This is a genomic window from Streptomyces deccanensis (genome assembly GCF_022385335.1).
In the GTDB taxonomy this organism is placed as follows: domain Bacteria; phylum Actinomycetota; class Actinomycetes; order Streptomycetales; family Streptomycetaceae; genus Streptomyces; species Streptomyces deccanensis.
Genome location: NZ_CP092431.1, coordinates 956,765 through 975,290 on the forward strand (window position 1 = coordinate 956,765; position 18,526 = coordinate 975,290).

An 18,526-nucleotide genomic window follows, 5' to 3' on the forward strand; every position below is an offset into this window, starting at 1 on the left:
CACTGCCTGCTTCACTTCTTCACTCCGGCCGGCTGCCGGCCGACCCGGCGTCGTACGCCGAACCAGCCCGCGACCAGCGCCAACACGATGAGGGGGAGGCACAGCACGGTCGTGCGGCCGACCCCGCCGTCCAGGTACATCAGGACCAGCACCGAGGCCAGGAAGAACAGGGTGACCAGTTCGGTCCAGGGGGAGCCCGGAAGCTGGTAGCTCGGGCGGGTCAGCTCGCCGCGCTCGGTCTTCTGCCAGAACAGCAGGTGGCAGATCATGATCATGCCCCAGGTGGCGATGATGCCGATGGCGGCGAAGTTGAGGACGATCTCGAACGCCTCGGCGGGGACCACGAAGTTCAGGCCGACACCCAGCACACAGATGCCGCTGGTGAGCAGGATGCCGCCGTAGGGGACCTGGCTGCGGCTCATCACGCCGGTGAACTTCGGGGCGGAGCCGGCGACGGCCATCGAGCGCAGGATGCGGCCGGTGGAGTACAGGCCCGAGTTGAGCGAGGACATGGCCGCGGTCAGCACGACCAGGTTCATGATGCCGCCGGCGGCCGGGACACCGATGTTGGAGAGCACCGTGACGAAGGGGCTCTCGCCCGCCTTGTACGAGGACCAGGGCAGCAGCATCGACAGCAGGATCACGGAGCCGACGTAGAAGAGGCCGACCCGCCACATGATCGAGTTGATCGCCTTCGGCATGATCTTCTCGGGGTTCTCGGTCTCTCCGGCGGCGACGCCGACCAGTTCGACGGAGGCGTAGGCGAAGACGACACCCTGGATGATCAGCAGCATCGGCAGGACGCCGTTGGGGAAGAGGCCGCCGTTGTCGGTGATCAGGGCCGGGCCGGGGGTGTGGCCGTCCACGGGCTGCTGGGTGACGAGCAGCCAGATGCCGATGCACATGAAGACGACGAGCGCGCCGACCTTGATGATCGCGAACCAGAACTCCAGTTCACCGAACATCTTCACGGAGATCAGGTTCACGGACAGGACGACCGCGAGGGCGACCAGGGCGATCACCCACTGCGGCACGTCGGAGAACATGCCCCAGTAGTGGGTGTAGACGGCGACGGCGGTGATGTCGGCGATTCCGGTGGTGGCCCAGTTCAGGAAGTACATCCAGCCGGCCGTGTACGCGCCCTTCTCGCCCATGAACTCGCGGGCGTAGGACACGAAGGCGCCGGACGAGGGCCGGTAGAGGACCAGTTCGCCGAGGGCGCGGACGACGAGGAAGGCGAAGACTCCGCAGACCGCGTACGCGATGAACAGGGACGGGCCGGCGTCGACGAGACGGCCGCCGGCGCCGAGGAAGAGCCCGGTGCCGATCGCGCCGCCGATGGCGATCATGTTGACGTGGCGGGACTTCAGGGACTTGCTGTAGCCGGCGTCACCGGCGTCGACGTGGGCGGTGTTCCCGCCGGTCACGACGTCTTTTTCGAGGGACTGCTCGCTCACGCCTCGGGTCCGCCTTCCGTGGAGCTGTCCGTGCGCGGGGAACGCACGATGTCGGTGAGGGTGGTCTCGACGCGGTCGAGGTGGTGGGACATGGCCTCCACCGCGTCGTTGGCGGAACCGTCGATCAGCGCCTCGACGATGGCCCGGTGCTCGCGGTTGGACTGCTCGCGCCGACCGCCCAGCTCGTTGAGGAAGGCCGACTGGCGGGCCAGCGCGTCCCGGATCTCCTCGATCACCCGGCGGAACACCGGGTTCTGGGCGGCCTCGGCCACGGCCAGGTGGAAGAGGGTGTCCATCGCGACCCAGGCGGTGGTGTCGGTCTCCCGCTCCATCCGGTCCAGCAGGTGGGCCAGATGGTCCAGGTTCTCCGGGGTGCGGCGGACGGCCGCGTACCCGGCGACCGGGATCTCCACATGCCGGCGCACTTCCAGCAGGTCGCTCGCCACGTAGTCGCCGAAGGTGGGGTCCTCGACGGCGTTCGCGATCACGAAGGTGCCCTTGCCGGTACGGGACTGGGTCAGCCCCATGACCTGAAGGGCGCGCAGGGCCTCGCGCAGGACCGGACGGCTCACTTCGAGCTGTCGGCAGAGCTCCGCCTCCGAGGGGAGTTTGTCCCCGATGGCGTACTTGCCGCGCTCGATCGCGTCGCGGAGGTGGGTGAGCACCGCTTCCATGGCGCTGACGCGCCGCGGTGCCGAGCCACCTGTCTGGCTGTCTGACAGGTTCACGGGGGTGATCCTGGGGGTGACGGGAGGGGGCTGTCAAGGGGTCCGCGATTTGATCTTTGAGCTGGTCAGCTCAGTCCACCCGCGCCGAGCAGCCCGAACAGCAGGACCCCGACCACGATCCGATAGGAGATGAACACGTTGAACGAGTGCCTGGTCACGAACTTCAGCAGCCAGGCGACGGAGGCGTACGCGACCGCGAACGACACGGCGGTGCCGGCGATCAGCGGGGCCGCGCCGACCCCCGCGCCGAGGGCGTCCTTCAGCTCGTAGAGCCCGGCGCCGGTGAGGGCCGGAATGCCGAGGAAGAAGGAGAGCCGGGTGGCGGCGACCCGGTCGAGGTCGAGCAGCAGCGCGGTGGACATGGTGGCGCCGGAGCGGGAGAAGCCGGGGAACAGCAAAGCGAGGATCTGCGAACCGCCGACCAGCATCGCGTCCCGGAACCGGGTGTCCTCCTCGGCACGCCTGCGCCGGCCCACCTGTTCGGCGACCCACATCACACCGCTGCCGACGACCAGCGAGCCGGCCACCACCCACAGGGAGGCGAGGGGCCCCTCGATCAGCGACCGCGCGGCCAGCCCCACGACGACGATGGGGATTGTCGCGGCGATCACCCACCACGCGAACCGGTAGTCGCGCTCCTGCCGCTCCCCCGCGTCGAACAGCCCCCGGAACCAGGCGGACCCGATGCGGGCGATGTCGTGCCGGAAGTACACGAGCACCGCGGCGATGGCGCCCACCTGGATGACCGCCGAGAACCCGACGACGGCCCTGTCGTCCACCTGGATCCCCATCAGCCCTTCGGTGATCTTCAGATGGCCGGTGGAGGACACCGGCAGGAACTCCGTCACCCCCTCCACCGCTCCGAGGACGACTGCCTGACCGACGCTGATGGTGCTCATGGGGTCCAGTTCTGTCTGCGAGGTCTGCGTGGGCGGTGGACGCAGTGGTACCGCAGCCGGGTAAGGGCCGCTCTCAGGACCAGAGAGCGCGCGCCACCGCGAGCCCCACGTAGACCGCGCCCAGCCCCGCCGTCACGCTCGCGACGACGTTGGCGGCGGCGTGGAAGCGGGAGCCGCCCTCGGCCAGCCGCAGGGTCTCGTACGAGAACGTCGAGTACGTCGTGAGCGCCCCGCACAGGCCGGTGCCGAGGAGGAGTTGCAGGTGGGAGCCGGCGGCGCCGGCCGTCACCGCACCGGTGAGCAGGCCGAGGACGAGGGAGCCGGAGACGTTGACGGCGAAGGTGCCCCACGGGAAGCCCGTGTCGTGGCGGGACTGCACCGCGCGATCGGTGAGATAGCGCAGGGGCGCGCCGACCATTCCGCCGAGGATGACGAGCACCCAGTTCACGACGACCTCTTACCTTTCTCACGCCTTGCGGTGGGCCCGTCGGGGAGCACGCGCCGGGCCGTCGTCGCCGCGAGCCGGACCGCCGTGAGGGCGGCGAGGAGGGTCGCGGCGAGGTAGGCCAGGGCGGTGGCGGGCCGGCCCTCCTCGATCAGGCGCTGGATGTCGACGGTGTACGTCGAGAAGGTGGTGAAGCCGCCGAGGACGCCGGTGCCGAAGAAGGGGCGGACGAGGCGGTGGACCGTCCACTTCTCCGTGATCGCGACCATGAGGAGACCGATCACGAAGCAGCCGACGACATTGACGCAGAACGTGGTCCACGGGAAGCCGGTCGTGCCGGTGGGCCAGAGGACTGCGGCCGCGTAGCGGGTTACGGCCCCGATCGCGCCCCCCAGGGCGACGACCGCGACGACCGGCGCCTGGCCGTGCCAGGGGGCGGGGCGGGGTGGATCGGGTACGGGGGCGTCGGGCCCGTCGATCTGGGGGGCTTGCACGCTGTATGTCTCCTACTCGCCGGGGCCCGGTGTCCGCCGGGCACGCTCCGTCGCAAGCAGGGACCGTTGTCGGCAGCGATGCCGCGGTTCGGGTACGGCGGGCCCCACCGCCGCGCCGCGGGACCAGGGGTCCTGCGGCCGGTCCACAGCGTAACGCGAGCCCCGAGGGCACCGCACGGGCCTCGTGTGCCCGGCCGGGGGCCGGCGTCAGCCCGGCTTCCCCTCCCCCGGCAGCTCGCACACCGCGATCCCACAGGCTGCCCAGGATCAGCCGGCCCTCAGCCACGCAGGCGCTGGTGACCATGCGGAATCGGGAGTGGCGGTCGACAAGGGTGTGGACGACGTTCCCCTGGTCGTCGACCGCGACCACACCGGCGAAGCCGAGCGGACGGAAGGGGGCCCGCACCGCAACCCGGCTCGCGGCGCTCCGCACGGCCGGACCCGCGCGGTGCAGCCGGTCGAGGGCGCCGATGCGGGGGCCGGCCAGCGCCACCCACATCAGACCGCTGTCGGGGTCGCGCCACATGTTGTCGGAGGTGCCCGGCAGGCCCCCGACGAAGGGCTCGCTCGTGCCGGCCCGCGCCCCCGTGAGGTGGACGCGGGTCAGCCGGCGGGGCCCGGTCTCCGCGACCACGAGGAACGACTCGTCGGCGGAGGGCGCGAGACCGTTGGCGAACTGCAGCCCCTCCAGGACGACTTCGGGCGCCCCCTCCCCCGGCGCGAGGCGCAGCAGCCGCCCGGTCCCGGTGTGTTCGACGATGTCGCCGATCCACTGATCGAGGGGGTACCGGCGGCTGGAGACCGTGAAGTACACCGTGCCGTCGGACAGCGCCACGGCATTGCTGCAGAACCGCAGTCGCTCACCGTTCACCTCGTCCACGAGCACCCGCACCGCGCCGTCGCCGGTGCCGACCCGCAGCAGCCCCCGCTCGGCGTCGCACACCAACAGGTCGCCGTCCGGGAGGAGTTCGAGACCGAGGGGCCTTCCGCCGGTGTCGGCGAGCGTCTCGACCCGGGCCCGCCCCGGCTCCGCGAGCCCGTCCACCCGCAGGACCCGGCCGTCCTCGACACCGGTCAGCACCCGCCCGCGCTCGTCGGCGACGACGTCCTCGGGCCCGCGCCCGCCGATCCCGACATACGCCTCCGGCAGGAGTCCCGCGCCCCGTGAAACCGCCCTGCCCGCCATGTCCGCCTCCCGGTGGTCCGCCCGATGCCCGCGCCGGACCATCCTGGCAGGGGGCCGGGTCGCCCCACACGGCCTCGGGTTAAGTTGGCCGCCCCGGACCACCGCCGCCGACCAGGGAGACCGCCGTGCCCACCCGCCCCCGCCTGCTGTACGTCACCGACCTGGCCTATCCGGCCCGGGGGCGGCGTTACTGCGACGAGGACATCTTCCTCACCTCCCGGCTGCGCGCGGAGTTCGACCTCGCCCTGTGCCACCCGCTGGACGCGGCGGCTCTGATGGAGGGCTTCGACGCGGTCGTGGTCCGCAACAGCGGGGCCGTCCTGCACTACCAGGAGGCGTACGACGCCTTCCGCGAGCGGGCCCGCGCCCTCGGTACCCGGGTCTACAACCCGCTGACCGGCCGGGGCGACATGGTCGGCAAGCAGTACCTGCCGGACCTCACCGGTGCCGGGTACCCGGTCATCCCCACCGCCGACCGGCCGGAGGACTTGGAGCGGCTGCCGGAGTCCGCCTCGTACGCGGTGAAGCCGAAGGCCGGCGCGGACTCCGTCGGCCTGCGCTTCCTGACCGGCCCCGAGCTGGCGGGTCTGACCTGGGGCGACATCCTCGTCCAGCCGCGCGTCGACTTCCGCTACGAGGTGTCCTTCTACTACGTCGACGACACCCTCCAGTACGCCCTGTACGCGCCCGATCCCGAGCGCCGCTGGGTCCTGGAGCCCTACGAGGCATCCGAGGCCGACCTCGCCTTCGCCCGCCGTTTCATCGACTGGAACACCCTCGACCACGGCATCCAGCGCGTCGACGCCTGCCGCACCCAGGACGGCGACCTCCTCCTGGTCGAGCTGGAGGACCTGAACCCGTACCTCTCCCTGGACCGGATCCCCGACCCGGTCCGGGACACCTTTGTCGCGGCCATGGCCGCCTCACTGCACGCGTTCCTCGGCGAGTGAACGGCCGAAGGGGCCGCACGTCGAAACGTACGGCCCCTCCGACGCGCCCTTCAGGGGCGCGGGGAACTGCGCGACCAGCCCTCACCGGCCGGCGCTGTCACCACGGACCCGTCCGCCGCGCTCACCGGTGGCGGAACCACGCCGCCGCCGGAAGCAGCCGGTCGTCGTAGCCGAACAGCGCCTGGTTCTCCCAGCCGTTGCCGGACGCCGCGTCCGTCGGGTCCCAGCCGTTGCCCGAGACCGCGGTCCACGTCGACTCCCAGTAGAAGATCCCGAGACCGCGGCCGTTCGGGACGGCTTCGACGATGCTCGCGATGTCCTTCATCCACCGGGTCTGACCGGCGGTGGTGGCCGGGTAACCGGAGACGAGTTCGCTGCTCAGATCGATGATGTTCTCGTGCGCGTCCTCGCTGTCCAGCCGGAACGGGTACGCCGTCTCGGCGACGAACACCGGCTTGGCGTAGCGGGAGGCCGCGTCGTCCAGGGTGGTCTGGAAGTCGGCGAGGGTGCCGTGCCAGTAGCCGTAGTACGACAGGCCGATGACGTCGAACTTCACGTTGTTGGCGACCGCGTTGTCGAACCACCAGCGGGTGCCGGACAGGTCACCGCCCTTGGCGAGGTGCAGCGCCACCTGGGTGGAGGAGTTGACCGCCTTGACCGCGTCGTAGCCGGAGTTGAGCAGCCCGGCGAGCTGCGACCAGTTGGAGGTGGAGCCCGCCGACCACAGCATGCCGCCGTTGATCTCGTTGCCGACCTGGACCATGTCGGCGGTGGTGCCCTGGGACTTGAGGGCGTTGAGGACGTCGTAGGTGTGGTTGTAGACGTCCGTCCGCAGCTGGCTGTAGGAGTGGCCGGTCCACGCGGACGGCACGGTCTGGGCGCCGGGGTCGGCCCAGGTGTCCGAGTAGTGGAAGTCGACCAGCAGCTTCATGCCCTGCGCCTTGACGCGCTTGGCGGCGGCGAGCACCCGCGTCTTGTTGTTGTAGCCGTCGGCCGGGTTCACCCAGACCTTGAGGCGGGCGTAGTTCTGCCCGGCGCCCTTGAGGATGGCGAGGGCGTCGCCCGTGGTGCCGGAGCTGTTCCGGTAGACGCCGCCCTTGGCCTCGCTCTTGACGAGCGACGACACGTCGGAGCCCTTGATGGGCACACCCGTCGTCCCGGACGCGAAGGTCAGGTCGTCGACGTTGATCCAATTACCGGCATTGGCATCGGAGTTGATGCTGATGGTGCACTGGTTGTTCGTCACCGCGATCGACGTGACGATCCGGATCCAGCCGCTCGCGGAGACCGGGATGTCGGTGCGCTGCTCGGCGCTGCCGCAGTTCTTCAGCGCGAGGTAGGCGGAGTTCTGGCCGCCGCCGGAGCGCACCCACGCGGTGAGCTTGTAGTTCCCGTTGGTGAGGCCGGAGAGGTACTGGTACGTCTCCACCTTGTACGCGGAGGACGACCAGTGGGTGAGGCGGTGACTGCCGCCGTGGCCGCCGGACTCGGTGAACGAGGCGGCGTTCTGGCCGGCCGCCGAGTACGTCGACCAGCCGGCCGGTGTCGCGGTCCCGGTGCCGTCGGACTCGAAGCCGCCGTTGGTGAGCGTGGAAGCGGCGGAGGCCGAGGTGGCGGGCACGGTGGTGAGCGCCAGTCCCGCGAACAGGGGTATGAGCAGGGCCCTGAGGGCACGTCTCGCGTGGAACATCGTCGTCCCTTCGACGAAGGTGGGGAGCCGGGTGGTGCGGTGCTGTGGCGGCGCCCCGCCCGAAGGCCGTGGGCGGGGCGCCGCCGGACCGACCGGATGTCCCCAGAGATCCGGTCGGGGTCGGGGATGGCCCGGGGCCGAGGAAGAGCCCCGGGCGGGGAGCGGCGGCGGTCACCCCGTACGGCTCGGTGACCGGTCGCCGCCCACAGTTGCTGGTCAGGTGTCGAGTCGTACGACCCTGACGGCACCGGCGGGCACGCCCAGGTGGCCCGCCGCTCGTTCGCCGGTCAACAACTCCGTGCCGGCCGTGTCCAGCGGCACCTTCGTGTCGACCGCGGTGTGGTTGATCGCGAAGAGGAAGTCGCCCGACTCGCCCGCTCGGCGCACCACTTCGACGTCGCGCGGCAGGTCGGCGCGGGGGGCGATGCCCGCGTCGTCGGCGGCCCAGCCGAGGAGGGCGTCGAGGCCGTGCGCGTCGAGGCGGGTCGACACGTACCAGGCGGAGCCCTCGCCGAGCCGGTGCCGGGTGACGGCGGGCCGGTCGGCGGCGAGTCCGTCGGCGTAGGTCCACACGGGCTCGGCGCCGCGCGTCACCACGAACTCGGTCCACACGTCACCGGTGAGTTCGGAGCCGTCGGGGCCGGTGATGCGGACGCTCTCCCCGCCAAGCAGCGGTGAGAACTCCTCGACGGTCAGGCCCAGTACGTCCCGCAGGGCTCCGGGGTAGGGGCCTTCGTGGACGGCGTCGTGCTCGTCGACGATGCCGGAGAAGTAGGAGACGACGAGGGTGCCGCCGTTCTCGACGTACGCCTTGAGGTTGTCCCCGGCGGCTTCGGTCATCAGGTACAGCGCGGGGACGACGACAAGGGGATAGGCCGACAAGTCGGCTTCCGGGTGGGCGAAGTCGACGGTGAGGTGGCGGTCGTAGAGGGCCTCGTAGAAGGCGTCGGCGCGTTCGCGGGCCTCGTGGTCCTCGCTGGGGCGCCAGGCGAGGTTCTGCGCCCACCAGGAGTGCCAGTCCCAGAGGACGGCCACGTCGGCGACGGTCCGGGAGCCGCGGATCTGGCTGAGGGAGTCCAGGGACGCGCCCAGTTCGACGACCTCGCGCCACACGCGTGACTCGGTGCCGGCCTGCGGCAGCATCGCGGAGTGGAACTTCTCGGCGCCGCGCCGGGACTGCCGCCACTGGAAGAACATGGCGCCCTCCGAGCCGCGCGCCACGTGGGCGAGGGAGTTGCGGGCCATCTGGCCGGGGGCCTTGGCGGGGTTGCGGGCCTGCCAGTTGATGCCCGAGGTGGAGTGCTCCAGGAGCAGCCAGGGGGCGCCGGCGCCGACCGAGCGGGTGAGGTCGGCGGCCATGGCGAGGTTGACGTGGGTGCGGCGGCCGTCGGTGATCAGGTAGTGGTCGTTGGTGACGAGGTCGACCTCGCGGCCCCAGGCCCAGTAGTCCATGGAGTCGCACTGGCTGAGCGCGGTCATGAAGTTGGTGGTGACCGGGATGCCGGGGGCGAGGCGGTGCAGGATGTCCCGCTCGGCGACGAAGTTCTCGCGGATGGTCTCGTCGGCGAACCGCTTGTAGTCGAGTGCCTGGCCCGGGTTGCCGACCGTGGGGGTCACGCGGGGTGGGTTGATCTGCGCGAAGTCGGTGTAGTGCTGGCCCCAGAAGGCGGTGCCCCAGGCCTCGTTGAGCGCCGCGACGTCGCCGTAGGTCCGCTCCAGCCAGCGGCGGAAGTGCGCGGCGCAGGAGTCGCAGTAGCAGGCGGAGACGGGGACGCCGTACTCGTTGTGGACGTGCCACAGGGCGAGCGCCGGGTGGTCGGCGTAGCGCTCGGCGAGCTTCGTGGTGATGTTCGCGGCGGCGGCCCGGTAGTCGGTGTTGCTGTGGCAGATGGCGCCGCGCGAGCCGAACTCGTAGCGGGTGCCGTCGGCGGCGACGGGCAGGGCCTCGGGGTGCTCGCGGTAGAACCAGACCGGCGGGACGACCGTGGGGGTGCCGAGGTCGACGCGGATGCCGTTCTCGTGGAGCAGGTCGAGCAGGCGGTCGAGCCATCCGAAGTCGTAGACACCTCGTGAGGTCTCCAGCAGGGCCCAGGAGAAGATGCCGACACTCACCATCGTGACGCCGGCCTCGCGCATCAGCCGGACGTCCTCGTGCCAGACGGTTTCCGGCCACTGCTCGGGGTTGTAGTCCCCACCGAAGGCGAGCCTGGTCAGGCCCGTGGGGGTGGTCTCCGGCATGGATCTCTCCCGTTTGGTCGATCATTTGGGAACGTTCACACACTGCGGCGGCGGTGCGAGCCCAACATAACCGCACAGCAACAACCATTGACAAGTGTCCGGGATGTTTCTCTACTGTGAACGCTCACAGACGCACTGGCTGTGAACGCTCACAGCAGCATGGCATGGTCTTCGCAGCAGGCGAGGACCCAGGTCAGGGGAGAACGATCCATGCCCAACATCACGAAGCACCGGCGCTTTGTGGCCACCGCCGTCGCCGTCACGCTCGGCGCCACCACGCTCGCCGCCTGCGGCGGGTCCGACGACGAGAGCGAGACCCAGTCGGGGCCGGCGAAGCTCACGTACTGGACCTGGACGCCGGGCATGGACAAGGTCGTGGACCTGTGGAACAAGGGTCCCGGCAAGGAGCAGCAGATCACCGTCACGGTGAAGAAGCAGGCCTCCGGCGACACCCTGGTCACCAAGATCCTCACCGCGCACAAGGCGGGCAAGGGCCCGGACCTGGTGCAGGCCGAGTACCAGGCGCTGCCGACCCTGGTCAGCAATGACGCGGTCGCCGACATCGCGGGCGAGGCGGGCGACGCGAAGGACAAGTTCGCGGACGGTGTCTGGCAGCAGACCACGCTGGGCTCGGACGCCGTGTACGCGATACCGCAGGACATCGGGCCGATGATGTTCTACTACCGCGAGGACCTCTTCAAGAAGTACGACCTCGAAGTCCCCAAGACCTGGGACGAGTTCGCCGAGACCGCGCGCAAGCTGAAGAAGGCGGACGCGGACGTCGACCTCACCACCTTCTCCGCCAACGACTCCGGTCTCTTCGCCGGTCTCGCCCAGCAGGCGGGCGCCCGGTGGTGGACCACCGAGGGCCAGAAGTGGAAGGTCGGCATCGACGACACCGCGACGCAGCGGGTCGCCGACTTCTGGGGCGGCCTGGTCAAGGAGGGCGCCATCGACAACCAGCCGATGTACACGCCGGCCTGGAACAAGGCGCTCAACACCGGCAAGCAGATCGCCTGGGTCAGCGCCGTGTGGGCGCCGGGCACGCTGACCACGGCCGCGCCCGACACCCAGGGCAAGTGGAAGGTGGCGCCGCTGCCGCAGTGGTCGGCCTCCGAGAACACCACCGGCAGCTGGGGCGGCTCCTCGACGGCCGTCACCACGGACTCCAAGAACAAGGGTGCCGCCGCGAAGTTCGCCACCTGGCTGAACACGGACCCCGAGGCGCTGACCGCGCTGGCGAAGGAGGGCGGCATCTACCCCGCCGCCACCACCGCGCAGACCAGTGACGCGTTCGCCGAGCCGCCGGCCTTCTTCTCCAACCAGGCCGACTTCTACACCGTGGCCTCCGAGGTCGCGAAGACGACCGCGCCCTCCGCGTGGGGCCCGAACGTGAACGTCGCGTACACCACCTTCAAGGACGCGTTCGGCGCCGCCGCGAAGAACAAGTCGGACTTCGGCGCCGCCCTGAAGACGATGCAGGACGACACGGTCGCCGACATGAAGAAGCAGGGCTTCGAGGTCGCGGAGTGACCAGCGCACGCCGGAGGTCGTACGGGGTCAAGGGGGCCCCGTACGCCTTCCTCCTCCCCGCGACGATCCTGTTCGCTCTCTTCTTCGCGCTCCCGATCGGCTACGCCGTCTGGCTCAGCCTGCACAAGGTGCAGGTCAAGGGCCTCGGCCTCGGCTCGGGCGCGCGCAGCGAGGTGTGGGCGGGCCTGGAGAACTACACCGGCGCGCTGACCGACCCCGAGCTGATCGACGGCGCCCTGCGCGTCCTCGGCTACGGCGCGATCGTGGTCCCGGTCATGCTCGGTCTGGCCCTGGTCTTCGCCCTGATGCTGGACAGCGACAAGGTGCGCCTGGCCCCGTTCACGCGGCTGGCGATCTTCCTGCCGTACGCCGTCCCGGGCGTCGTGGCGGCCCTGCTCTGGGGCTTCCTCTACCTCCCGGACGTCAGCCCCTTCTACTTCGTGCTGGAGAAGCTGGGGCTGCCGCAGCCGGACCTGCTGGACGGCGGCGGTCTGTACGCGGCGCTGTCGAACATCGCGGTGTGGGGTGGCACCGGCTTCAACATGATCGTCATCTACACCTCGCTCCAGTCGATCCCCGCCGAGGTGTACGAGGCGGCCAAGCTGGACGGCGCGACGCCGCTCCAGATCGCGCTGCGGATCAAGATCCCGATGGTGGCGCCGTCGCTGGTGCTGACCTTCTTCTTCTCGATCATCGCCACGCTCCAGGTGTTCAGCGAGCCCACCACCCTCAAGCCCCTCACCAACTCGGTCTCCACTACGTGGAGTCCGCTGATGAAGGTGCACCGGGACGCGTTCGGCGAGGGCGACATCTACGCGGCGGCCGCCGGCGCGGTGATCATCGCCGTGGCCACCCTGGTCCTCTCCTTCGGCTTCCTGAGGGCCGCGAACTCCCGTCAGAAGCAGGAGGCAGCACGATGAGTTCTCTTGCCGTACGCAAGGCCGCCCCGGCGGCCGGCACCACGCCCGGCACCGCCCAGGGCCCGCCGCTGCGCCGCCGCATCGCCCTCGTCCCGACGCTCACCCTGCTGCTGGGCGCGATCTACTGCCTGCTGCCCGTGGCCTGGGTGCTGATCGCGGCCACCAAGTCGGGCAGCGAGCTGTTCTCCACCTTCACCTTCCTGCCGGGCACCGGGTTCGCGGACAACCTGTCCGACCTCAACGCCTACCGGGACGGCGTCTACTGGCAGTGGATGGGCAACTCCGCGCTGTACGCGGGCCTCGGCGCCGTCCTCTCGACGGCCGTCTCCGCGATCAGCGGCTACGCGCTGGCGATCTACCGCTTCAAGGGCCGCGAGGCCGTCTTCAACGTGCTGATGGCGGGCGTGCTGATGCCGCCGGTGATCCTGGCGATCCCGCAGTACCTGCTGATGGCCAAGGCGGACCTGGCGGACAGCTACTGGTCGGTGCTGCTGCCGCTGGTCCTCTCCCCGTACGGCGTGTACCTGGCCCGGATCTACGCCGCTGCCGCCGTCCCCGCCGACGTGGTGGAGGCCGGGCGGATGGACGGGGCGAGCGAGTGGCGGATCTTCACCCGGATCGCGCTGCCGATGATGGTGCCGGGGCTGGTGACGGTCTTCCTGTTCCAGTTCGTGGCGGTCTGGAACAACTTCCTGCTGCCGTACATCATGCTCAGCGACGACGAGAAGTTCCCGATCACCCTCGGCCTGTTCACGCTCCTCGAACAGGGCTCCAACACGCCGGCGCTCTACACGCTGGTGATCACGGGCGCGCTGCTCGCGGTGATCCCGCTGATCGCGCTGTTCCTGGTCATCCAGCGGTTCTGGAGCCTCGATCTGCTCTCCGGAGCCGTAAAGTCATGACCATGAGCAACACGGGGGGCAGGCGCAAACCGCCGACCATTCACGACGTGGCGCGCGAGGCGGGAGTCTCCAGGGGAACCGTCTCACGCGTGCTCAACGGCGGTCACTACGTCAGCCCGACGGCAGCCGAGGCGGTCAACGCCGCGATCCGCAAAACGGGTTACGTCGTGAACCGGCACGCCCGCTCGCTGATCACCGGGCGTTCCGACTCCATCGGCTTCCTGCTGACGGAACCGCAGGAGAAGCTCTTCGAGGACCCCAACTTCAATGTCCTGCTGCGGTGTTGCACCCAGGCGCTGGCCGCGCACGACATCCCGCTGCTGCTGATGGTGGCGGGTACGGAGGACGAGCGGCGCCGGATCACGCGGTACATCACGGCGGGCCACGTCGACGGGGTGCTGGTGGTCTCCAGTCACTCCGCGGACCCGGTCGCCCAGGAGCTGCGCGAGGCGGGCATCCCCCTCGTCCAGTGCGGCAAGCCCATGACGCCCGGCTCCAAGGTGAGTTACGTGGCGGCGGACGACCGCGACGGCGCCCGTGACATGGTGCGCCACCTGCTGTCGCTGGGCCGCCGCCGGATCGGTGTGGTGACCGGCCCGCTGGACTCGCCCGGCGGTGTCGACCGCCTCGCCGGCTACAAGGAGGTGCTCACCGAGGCGGGCGTCGAAATCGACGAGCGGCTCATCGCCTCCGGCGACTACAGCCGGGCCAGTGGCGAGGCGGGCACCGACCTCCTGCTGGAGCGGGCCCCCGACATGGACGCCGTGTTCGTGGCGTCCGACCTGATGGCGCAGGGCGCCCTCGCGGCGCTGCGCCGGGCGGGCCGCCGGGTCCCCGAGGACGTGTCCGTGGGCGGCTTCGACGACTCGGCGGCGGCGACGGAGTCCGTCCCCGCCCTCACCACCATCCGCCAGCCCTACGACCGGATCAGCAACGAGATGGTGCGGGTCCTGCTGGCACAGATCGGCGGCGAGGCCCCGGCCGCGGTGATCCTGCCGACGGAGCTGGTGCGGCGGGAGTCGACCTGAGGCCGAGGCGCGTCCGGGCCCGTGCCGCGTCAGACGCCCTGAAGCCGGAGCCCGTCCGGGGTCCGGGCCGTGTCAGTGGTGCATGGGCTCCCGGTCGGACGTCCGTGTCTCCTCGGGGCCCCGGGTGCCCGGGTCACCGAGCCGACGGGCCCGACCCCGCTCGGCGCCTGGCTGCTCCCTTGATCCGCTTCCGGGCGCACGCGCTCGGCAGTGGCACCCGGTAAGGGCCCGGGGCACCCGGTCATCACCCGAACGGTCGTCCGAAGATCGCCCGCCACCGGGGTCGGAACGCCGAAGCGGGGTACTCGACGGGCACCGGCCCCGGATCCGGTTGGACACTGGAGTGGGGCCGGGGTGTGCCGACGGACGAGATCAGGACACGACTGCCATGAACTGCGACAGCGATCACCGGGACGCCGAGAACGTCGTCTCCAGCCATTCCGTCTTCGGCGCGCCCTGCTGGGTGAGCCTCACCAGCCGGGACCTGCCGGCCACGGAGGACTTCTACGCCGCCGTGCTGGGCTGGCGATGGCGTACCGCCAAGCTCGGCGACCACTTCCGCATCGCGCTGGCCGACGGTGTGCCGGTCGCCGGGATCGCCGGGGTGGCCTCGCTGTGGCAGATGGCGGTGGCCTGGACCCCGTACTTCGCCGTGTCGGACGCCGACGCGGCCGCCTCCCGGGCCAGGGAGCGCGGCGGCACGGTCGCGGTCGGCCCCCTGTCCTTCCCGCCCGGCCGTGCCGCCCTGCTGGCGGACCGGCACGGCGCCTCCTTCGGGATCTGGGAGGGCGCGCTCTTCACGGACTGGGAGACCTGGCGCAAGGCCGCACCGGCCTTCATCCGGCTGCACACCCGGGACGCCTTCGACGCGGCGATCTTCTACGGCGAGGTCCTGGAGTGGGCCACCGAGAAGCCCGGCTGCTGCGAGGTGCACTACGAGGCGAACGAGGTCGTCCTGCGCAGCGAGGGCGAGGTGGTGGCCCGGATCACCTCCGGCGCGCTGGAGGCCGCGCCCGATCCCACGATCCGCCCGCACTGGCAGGTGCACTTCTCCGTCTCCGACGTGGCCGCCCGGGTCGAGGCCGCCCAGCACCACGGCGGCACGATCCTCACCGAGACCGCGCACGAGGCGGTGCTCCGCGACCCCGACGGCGCCCAGTTCACGATCACGTCCCGCAGCGGACGCTGACGCCGCCCCGGCCGGGATCAGCCGGCCCGGGAGGGTCGTGACAGCAGCATCAGCCCCCGCGCCTCGACGGTGATCTCGGCGCCCGCCTTGTACTCGGCCTCGTCCGGGACGCCGTCGGGCTCCGCGGTCGTGTCGACCCGGGTCGCCCAGCGCTCGCCGTACGCGGTGCCGGGCAGCCGGAAGACCCGCGGCTCCCAGTGGCTGTTCAGCAGGAGCAGGAAGGAGTCGTCGACGACGGGGCCGCCGCGGGGGTCACGTTCGGCGATGGCGTCGCCGTTGAGGAACACGGCCATGGCGTGGGCGTCGGAGCGGTCCCAGTCGGCGTCGGTCATCTCGCGTGCGTCCGGCCGCAGCCACACCAGGTCGGGCAGCGGCTGGTCCGCGCGGGTCGGTGTGTCGCCCCGGAAGAAGCGGCGGCGGCGCAGCACCGGATGGGCGGCGCGCAGGGCGATGAGGTCGCGGGTGAAGGCGAGCAGCGCGCGCCGTTCGTCGTCGAGCCGCCAGTCGAGCCACGAGACCTCGTTGTCCTGGCAGTAGGCGTTGTTGTTGCCCCGCTGGGTGCGGCCCGACTCGTCGCCGTGGCCGATCATCGGGATGCCCTGGGAGAGCAGCAGGGTGGCCAGCAGATTGCGTTGCTGTCGGGCGCGCAGGGCGAGGACGCGCCGGTCCCTGGTGGCTCCTTCGACTCCGCAGTTCCAGGAGCGGTTGACGCTCTCGCCGTCCTGGTTGCCCTCGCCGTTGGCCTCGTTGTGCTTGTCGTCGTAGGAGACCAGGTCGCGCAGGGTGAAACCGTCGTGCGCGGTGACGAAGTTGACGCTCGCGCGGGGGCGGCGCCGGCTGTGCTCGTAGAGGTCGGCGGAGCCGGTCAGCCGGGACGCGAACTCGCCGAGCATATGGGGACGGCCACGCCAGAAGTCCCGTACGGCGTCACGGTACTTGCCGTTCCACTCGGACCACAGTGGGGGGAAGTTGCCGACCTGGTAGCCGCCCTCGCCGACGTCCCAGGGTTCGGCGATGAGTTTGACCCTGCTGATGACCGGGTCCTGCTGGATCAGGTCGAAGAACGCCGAGAGCCGGTCCACCTCGTGGAACTGACGGGCCAGGGTGGCGGCCAGGTCGAAGCGGAATCCGTCGACATGCATCTCGGTGACCCAGTACCGCAGCGAGTCCATGATCAGTTGCAGGACGTACGGGTGCCGCATCAGGAGGCTGTTCCCGGTGCCGGTGGTGTCGTAGTAGTGCGCCCAGTCGCCGTCCACCAGGCGGTAGTAGGAGCTGTTGTCGATGCCCCGGAAGGAGAGGGTGGGCCCCTTCTCGTTGCCCTCGGCGGTGTGGTTGTAGACCACGTCGAGGATCACTTCGAGGCCGGCCGCGTGCAGGGCCTTGACCATCGACTTGAACTCGGTGACCTGCTGGCCCCGGGTGCCGTGCGCGGCGTAGGCGTTGTGGGGCGCGAAGTAGCCGATGGTGTTGTAGCCCCAGTAGTTGGCGAGCCCCCGGTCCTGGAGGACGCCGTCCTGCACGAACTGGTGGACCGGCATCAGCTCGATCGCGGTCACGCCCAGCGAGGTGAGGTGTTCGACGACGGCGGGGTGCGCCAACCCGGCGTAGGTGCCGCGCAGTTCGGGGGGAACGTCGGGGTGGGTGCGGGTGAGGCCGCGGACGTGCGCCTCGTAGATGACGGTGTCGGCGTAGGGACGTCGGGGCGGGCGGTCGTCCCCCCAGTCGAAGAACGGGTCGGTGACGACGCCGAGCATGGTGTGCCCGGCGCTGTCGGCGCCCGGTTCGCGGAGCGAGGGGTGGTTGTCCACCTGCCCGTCGACGGCCGTGGTGTACGGGTCGAGGAGCAGTTTCGCCGGATCGCAGCGGTGGCCCGCGGCGGGGTCCCAGGGGCCGTGCACCCGGTAGCCGTAGCGCTGCCCGGGGCCGACGCCGGGGAGCCGGCCGTGCCAGACGAACCCGTCGACCTCGGTGAGCGGGACGGCGCGATGGCGGCCCGTGTCGTCGACGAGGACGAGGTCGACGCGGTCGGCGACCTCGCTGAAGAGCGCGAAGTTGGTGCCGGTGCCGTCGTAGGAGGCACCGAGCGGGTAGGGGTGCCCGCTCCACACGGGCACCCCTTCGCGGTCGGGACGTACGGTCACCGCGTGCCTGCGGAGGTGTCCGAGGCCTCGCCGCCGGGAGCGCCGGCGAGCGCCGCGACGGGCATCTCGCGGGGCACCTGGAGCATTTCGGGCAGGGCCGGTTCGGGCGCCGTGGGCACCAGGGGCACGCTCTGGTCGACGGGTGCCCGCTGGGTGAACCAGATGACGGTGCTGCCGGTGTCCGTGGAGCAGCAGCCCCAGCCGTCGCTGAGCGCGGCGATACGGGTCAGGCAGGGGCGCAACTCCCGGTCCGGGCGCAGCTCTCGGTCGTTCTCGGCCACCGCCGAGATGAGGTGGTGACCGTTCCACCACATCTCGATCGACGTGTTCTTGTCCGTCGCGTGCTCCTCGATGGCGTGCAGAAGGAGTTCGGCGCTGTGGCAGACGGGCTTGACGAGGGTTTCCAGGTCCCAGAACCGGAGGTGAGCGGCCAGGATGCGGCTGGCCTGTCCGACCCGTTCCGGACTGACTTCCACGTCGAGGTGGTAGTAGCGAGGCACTGCGGTCTTCATCGTCGTTGGCTCCTCACCGGCGAAGCCCCGCCTCGTGTGCACGAAGCGTGAGCACCGATCACTTCTGAGTCAGCTCCAGAGTGGGAGGGCTACGCCATTCGTGCAACACGAGCGACTCCCGAGGTGGTTGAAGAACCAACAAGACGCCCGGTGGTTGCGCGTGCACCATGAGTGAAGGCATCGGCTCCCGTGAGGCGCCGGTGCTCCTCCG

The 18,526-nt window shown here is 70.6% G+C and carries 15 protein-coding genes and 1 pseudogene; 6 read left to right on the forward strand and 10 right to left on the reverse strand.

Annotated features, from left to right (window positions below):
* Positions 1-11: 11 nt before the first annotated feature.
* From L3078_RS04475 to L3078_RS44520, 6 genes and pseudogenes are all read right to left on the reverse strand, one after another.
* Positions 12-1,457 (reverse strand): amino acid permease, encoded by a 1,446-nt coding sequence (locus tag L3078_RS04475; RefSeq protein ID WP_239750908.1) that lies wholly within the window; start codon positions 1,455-1,457, stop codon positions 12-14.
* Positions 1,454-2,185, reverse strand: coding sequence for a FadR/GntR family transcriptional regulator (locus L3078_RS04480; RefSeq protein WP_239750910.1), 732 nt, complete (start codon positions 2,183-2,185; stop codon positions 1,454-1,456). Before L3078_RS04480 ends, L3078_RS04475 begins: the two co-directional genes overlap by 4 nt.
* A gap of 65 nt (positions 2,186-2,250) precedes the next feature.
* Entirely contained in the window at positions 2,251-3,084 is an 834-nt protein-coding gene (locus L3078_RS04485; RefSeq protein WP_239750913.1) for an undecaprenyl-diphosphate phosphatase, read from the reverse strand.
* 73 nt (positions 3,085-3,157) lie between these two features.
* Positions 3,158-3,532: a fluoride efflux transporter CrcB gene (gene crcB, locus L3078_RS04490; protein ID WP_239750915.1), complete on the reverse strand. Its 375-nt coding sequence runs from the start codon at positions 3,530-3,532 to the stop codon at positions 3,158-3,160.
* Complete coding sequence (gene crcB, locus L3078_RS04495; RefSeq protein WP_239750918.1) at positions 3,529-4,023, reverse strand: fluoride efflux transporter CrcB; 495 nt, start codon at positions 4,021-4,023, stop codon at positions 3,529-3,531. The genes crcB (L3078_RS04490) and crcB (L3078_RS04495) overlap by 4 nt, the downstream gene beginning before the upstream one ends.
* A gap of 238 nt (positions 4,024-4,261) precedes the next feature.
* A pseudogene (locus L3078_RS44520) lies at positions 4,262-5,209 on the reverse strand (SMP-30/gluconolactonase/LRE family protein); the annotation flags it as partial.
* Positions 5,210-5,334: 125 nt separating this feature from the next.
* Here L3078_RS44520 and L3078_RS04510 point away from each other — a divergent pair.
* Entirely contained in the window at positions 5,335-6,159 is an 825-nt protein-coding gene (locus tag L3078_RS04510) for an ATP-grasp domain-containing protein (protein ID WP_239750920.1), read from the forward strand.
* A 121-nt stretch (positions 6,160-6,280) separates the two neighbouring features.
* Here L3078_RS04510 and L3078_RS04515 read toward each other — a convergent pair whose 3' ends face one another.
* Together L3078_RS04515 and L3078_RS04520 are read right to left on the reverse strand one after the other, a co-directional pair.
* Entirely contained in the window at positions 6,281-7,849 is a 1,569-nt protein-coding gene (locus L3078_RS04515; RefSeq protein WP_239750924.1) for a glycoside hydrolase family 53 protein, read from the reverse strand.
* 216 nt (positions 7,850-8,065) lie between these two features.
* Positions 8,066-10,087 carry a beta-galactosidase gene (locus tag L3078_RS04520; protein ID WP_239750926.1) on the reverse strand — a complete coding sequence of 674 codons (2,022 nt, stop codon included), beginning with the start codon at positions 10,085-10,087 and terminating at the stop codon, positions 8,066-8,068.
* A 210-nt stretch (positions 10,088-10,297) separates the two neighbouring features.
* Between L3078_RS04520 and L3078_RS04525 the strand changes: the two genes are divergently transcribed.
* From L3078_RS04525 to L3078_RS04545, 5 genes are all read left to right on the forward strand, one after another.
* The gene (locus L3078_RS04525) at positions 10,298-11,620 is read left to right on the forward strand and encodes an extracellular solute-binding protein (RefSeq protein WP_239750927.1); all 1,323 of its coding nucleotides are present in this window, start codon (positions 10,298-10,300) and stop codon (positions 11,618-11,620) included.
* Positions 11,617-12,540 (forward strand): carbohydrate ABC transporter permease, encoded by a 924-nt coding sequence (locus tag L3078_RS04530; RefSeq protein WP_093788959.1) that lies wholly within the window; start codon positions 11,617-11,619, stop codon positions 12,538-12,540. The genes L3078_RS04525 and L3078_RS04530 overlap by 4 nt, the downstream gene beginning before the upstream one ends.
* The gene (locus L3078_RS04535; protein WP_093788958.1) at positions 12,537-13,442 is read left to right on the forward strand and encodes a carbohydrate ABC transporter permease; all 906 of its coding nucleotides are present in this window, start codon (positions 12,537-12,539) and stop codon (positions 13,440-13,442) included. Before L3078_RS04530 ends, L3078_RS04535 begins: the two co-directional genes overlap by 4 nt.
* On the forward strand, positions 13,439-14,470 hold the full coding sequence (locus L3078_RS04540; protein ID WP_239750930.1) for a LacI family DNA-binding transcriptional regulator: 1,032 nt from the start codon (positions 13,439-13,441) through the stop codon (positions 14,468-14,470). The genes L3078_RS04535 and L3078_RS04540 overlap by 4 nt, the downstream gene beginning before the upstream one ends.
* A gap of 388 nt (positions 14,471-14,858) precedes the next feature.
* Positions 14,859-15,659 carry a VOC family protein gene (locus tag L3078_RS04545; RefSeq protein WP_239750933.1) on the forward strand — a complete coding sequence of 267 codons (801 nt, stop codon included), beginning with the start codon at positions 14,859-14,861 and terminating at the stop codon, positions 15,657-15,659.
* 17 nt (positions 15,660-15,676) lie between these two features.
* Here the strand turns inward: L3078_RS04545 and glgX are convergent, their stop codons facing one another.
* Together glgX and L3078_RS04555 are read right to left on the reverse strand one after the other, a co-directional pair.
* A complete protein-coding gene (gene glgX / locus L3078_RS04550; protein WP_239750935.1) occupies positions 15,677-17,803 on the reverse strand; it encodes a glycogen debranching protein GlgX in 2,127 nt (708 codons plus the stop codon).
* Positions 17,800-18,315 carry a pep a2 gene (locus tag L3078_RS04555; RefSeq protein ID WP_239750937.1) on the reverse strand — a complete coding sequence of 172 codons (516 nt, stop codon included), beginning with the start codon at positions 18,313-18,315 and terminating at the stop codon, positions 17,800-17,802. The genes glgX and L3078_RS04555 overlap by 4 nt, the downstream gene beginning before the upstream one ends.
* Positions 18,316-18,526 lie beyond the last annotated feature (211 nt).

Coding starts and splice junctions, on each gene's coding strand:
- L3078_RS04555 (WP_239750937.1), bottom strand. CDS start 18,315: ATGAAGACCGCAGTGCCTCGCTACTACCACCTCGACGTGGAAGTCAGT.
- L3078_RS04545 (WP_239750933.1), top strand. CDS start 14,859: ATGAACTGCGACAGCGATCACCGGGACGCCGAGAACGTCGTCTCCAGC.
- L3078_RS04515 (WP_239750924.1), bottom strand. CDS start 7,849: ATGTTCCACGCGAGACGTGCCCTCAGGGCCCTGCTCATACCCCTGTTC.
- L3078_RS04540 (WP_239750930.1), top strand. CDS start 13,439: ATGACCATGAGCAACACGGGGGGCAGGCGCAAACCGCCGACCATTCAC.
- L3078_RS04535 (WP_093788958.1), top strand. CDS start 12,537: ATGAGTTCTCTTGCCGTACGCAAGGCCGCCCCGGCGGCCGGCACCACG.
- L3078_RS04520 (WP_239750926.1), bottom strand. CDS start 10,087: ATGCCGGAGACCACCCCCACGGGCCTGACCAGGCTCGCCTTCGGTGGG.
- L3078_RS04485 (WP_239750913.1), bottom strand. CDS start 3,084: ATGAGCACCATCAGCGTCGGTCAGGCAGTCGTCCTCGGAGCGGTGGAG.
- L3078_RS04525 (WP_239750927.1), top strand. CDS start 10,298: ATGCCCAACATCACGAAGCACCGGCGCTTTGTGGCCACCGCCGTCGCC.